This window comes from Hydrocoleum sp. CS-953 (assembly GCF_002260545.1).
In the GTDB taxonomy this organism is placed as follows: domain Bacteria; phylum Cyanobacteriota; class Cyanobacteriia; order Cyanobacteriales; family Microcoleaceae; genus Trichodesmium.
The window spans coordinates 1-2,236 of record NZ_LGSU01000131.1; the positions used below are offsets into that span (position 1 = coordinate 1).

General features: G+C 36.2%; 1 protein-coding gene and 1 pseudogene. Both read right to left on the reverse strand.

Annotation, left to right across the window (positions count from 1 at the left end):
• Positions 1-66 precede the first annotated feature (66 nt).
• On the reverse strand, positions 67-1,239 hold the full coding sequence (locus AFK68_RS43960) for an iron uptake porin (protein WP_371357181.1): 1,173 nt from the start codon (positions 1,237-1,239) through the stop codon (positions 67-69).
• 8 nt (positions 1,240-1,247) lie between these two features.
• Positions 1,248-1,983, reverse strand: a pseudogene (locus AFK68_RS43965) (iron uptake porin); the annotation flags it as partial.
• Positions 1,984-2,236: the final 253 nt, after the last annotated feature.

Below are 2,236 nucleotides of genomic sequence, written 5' to 3' on the forward strand. Positions count from 1 at the left end.
AAGAAGCAAGAAGGAAGAAGCAAGAAGGAAGAAGTTTTTTAGTTAACATGAAAACCGCTATAATTTTTAGAATCTCCAAGTAGTTCTCGTAAGAATTACCCAAAGAGTATCATTTCTATCATCATGTTCCGGTTTTGTCTCGATGAAAAAGCCATTGGTAATATTTATATTATTTGTAATCTGATAATCGTAGAAAAGTTGAAATTGTATAGAGGTATCTGGGTCATCTTCACCATTATCAATATATGTTACTTTTGGTTGTTGACCAACAGAAAAACCTAACATTCCATTTTCAAAGAATAAGTCATCTATAGCTACTGTTACTGCCCAATGCCAAATATCTGCTTCATCTCCTTGGCGATCGCCTGTTTCTGCTTCAGCATTGCTATAACCAACCCAACCAGCAATAGTAAATGCTGCCCATCGATAGCTACTTTGGAATCCAAAATGGTCTGCTGAAGTTGCTACTTTGCCAAAAGGTTGTTGAGCATTTTGGCTACCTGTAAAACCAGCTACATTAACTAAATCCGCCGTATAATATGCTCTTACATAAGCAAAAGAAATATCCAAATCTTGGTTGAGTGAAGCAGTAAACTGAGCATAACCACTGTAGGTACCATTAAAAATTCCACCACCCTCTCTCGGATCGTTCACTGTACCAGTACCACCACCAGGGGCACCTCCAAGATAGGCTAAATCTAATCTCAAGTTATCGTTAATTTGATAACTATAACCCAAACCAGCACCCCCTACTTGAATATATATGGTGGGGTTGTAAGCTGGAAATAGAGCAAGAGAACCTTTTGTACCACTTACCAGTTTAGGATTAAGGGCAGGAGCCATCAAGTCAAAGTCAAGTCCAGCAGCTCCAAGATAAAGACTCATTTTATCGTTGAGGGGAAAAATATAATAGACTTCGGTTAATCTTGCCAGATCATTGGTGTCAAAACCGAAGTTAAATAAGGTTGTATTTGTTTGTGTTCCTCCACTAACCCCTGGCAACCTTCCTGCTCTGAGTCTAGTTCTGAGGAAGTCTTGTCCTGTGAAGCTAGTATCAAAGTTTAATGTTACGGCATGGCCAAAAGATGTCTGAATGTTTTGAGTAGTTACAGTTGCTCCTTCTTCATCTTCACTACTGAAAACATCATATAGAGCGAAAATTACTTCTCCTTTGAGCAAAGTTGTGGTAGAAAATTGATTAGCTTCGAGAATATCTGTCCTTGTTTCTAGAGCATTCAAGCGGGATNTTTGAGTAGTTACAGTTGCTCCTTCTTCATCTTCACTACTGAAAACATCATATAGAGCGAAAATTACTTCTCCTTTGAGCAAAGTTGTGGTAGAAAATTGATTAGCTTCGAGAATATCTGTCCTTGTTTCTAGAGCATTCAAGCGGGATTTAATATCGGCTATTTCTATGGCAAAATCTTCTTGTAATCTTTGGCTTTTTGCTAAGTCTGATTGAGAAATATAACCTTCATCAAATTCTTCAATCAGACTTTGAATCACTTGTAAACATTCGTTGAGATTTGCTGCAAATTCGTAACGACTGATGGCTCTATTACCACTAAATGTATAATTTGGGGAGGCTAATAGACAACCGTAACGTTCTGCTAATCCTTGGAGGGCACTGTAGGCCCAATCTGTGGGTAGGACATCACTAAGTTGATTGACAGAGTTAACTCTTTCTAAGAAGGGAGATATTTCAGAAGGTTGGTTGAGTTGGTTATATTGTTCTATTTGTCCTAAAGTATCGTTAGTTTGCCCCTTGACTGTAGAGGTTTCCTGGTTGGAGTTGGCAAGTGGTTGAGATTTTACAGGTTGGTTGAGTGAGTTGTAGTTCTCTATTTTTTCTAAAATTTGGGCAGTTTGGTTAATATCTTGACTTGATACTTGTTTTTCGGCTTTACTACTAGGAGTAATAGATAAAACAAATGCCATTCCTAGAAGTAAGGGAAAAATTACAACATAATGTTTACATCCCATATTTTAAATTTGATAATTTTATTGGTGGTAAAAAAAACATTATGATTTTAATACGCAAAGTTCATTAATTGATAATCAAAACTGTTTCTAATTATTAATTATTAATTGTTGAAGAGAGGTTTTAAACCGAATTGATTAATTATCAATTATCCATTGGTAAAGCGTTTTGAATATTAACAGAACTTACGCAGAGGTACTATATATAGAGTCCAAAAACTATAACGTTATAGTTTTGAACACTATATACATGATA